This is a genomic window from Cellulomonas sp. IC4_254 (assembly GCF_011603975.1).
GTDB lineage: Bacteria > Actinomycetota > Actinomycetes > Actinomycetales > Cellulomonadaceae > Cellulomonas.
Map to the genome: position 1 here is coordinate 1 of NZ_JAANNB010000381.1, position 1,113 is coordinate 1,113.

The 1,113-nt window shown below is 82.1% G+C and carries 1 protein-coding gene; it reads right to left on the minus strand.

Annotated features, from left to right (window positions below):
* A partial coding sequence (locus G6556_RS18915) for a LacI family DNA-binding transcriptional regulator (RefSeq protein ID WP_205693777.1) occupies positions 1-1,113 on the minus strand: 1,113 nt, incomplete at both ends.

Below are 1,113 nucleotides of genomic sequence, written 5' to 3' on the forward strand. Positions count from 1 at the left end.
GCCCGGACGACGAGCTCGGGCGGCACCAGCCCGGCGGGGGCCGGCGGGTGCCCGAGGTCGACGCCGAGCCGGTCCAGCACCTGCTCGACGAGGGTGTGCGCCACCAGTCTGATCGGTTGCCGCACGCTCGTCAGCCCCGGGCGCGCGAACGCCGCCAGGTCGGAGTCGTCGTAGCCGGTGATCGCGACGTCGCGCCCGGGGGTCCCGCCCGCGTCCGCGACCGCGGCGAGCGCGCCGAGCGCCAGCGCGTCGGACGCGCAGACCAGCGCCGTCGGGGCGTCGCCGGGCCCGCCGAGCAGCGGGGCGACCGCGCAGGCGGCCGCGTCCGGGTCGTCGGCGGCGGCGGTCACCTCGGGGCCCCGGGCGCCGGGGTCGCCGTCCGCCCCGGCGGTCGCCGCGAGCCAGGCCGCGCGCCGGGCGTCGCCGCCCGCGCCGTCGGCGGGCCAGCCGACGAACCCGATCCGGCGGTGGCCCCGTGCCCGCAGGTGCTCGACGGCGAGCCGCACGCCGAGGGCGCCGTCGACGTCGACCCACGGGTGGTCCGCGGCGGGGTCGCCCCAGGGCCGGCCGTGCGCGACGAACGCCGCACCGCGCGCCGCGAGCCAGGCCGGGCGCGCGTCGCCGGGGTGGGTGTCCGCGACGAGCACGGCGTCGACGTCGCCGGCGGCCAGCAGCTCGCCGTAGGCGGCGATCTCCGCGGCGTCGTCCCCGTACGGCGCGTCGAACGCGAGGAACCGGTAGCCGTGCGGCCGGGCCGCGGCGACCAGCTCGTGCAGCAGCCGGTCCGGGTGCGCGGCCGCGCGGTGCGCGGTCGACCCGACCCGGATCCCGATCAGGCCGGAGCGGCGGGAGGTCAGCGCGCGGGCGGCGTGGTCGGGGCGGTAGCCGAGCGAGGCGACCGCCCGGCGCACCCGCTCCAGCGTGCCGGGGGACAGCCGCTGCGGGGCGTTGAGCGCGTTCGACACCGTCTGCCGGGAGACGCCCGCGTGCTCCGCGACCGCGCGGATGGTGACCCGCGGGGTCCGGGCGGCTGCCGCGCGCGGGGCGGCGGCACGCGCGGCGGCGGTGCGCGGCGCGGCGGCGCGCGGGGCGTCGGCGGTGGGCATGCGGCGG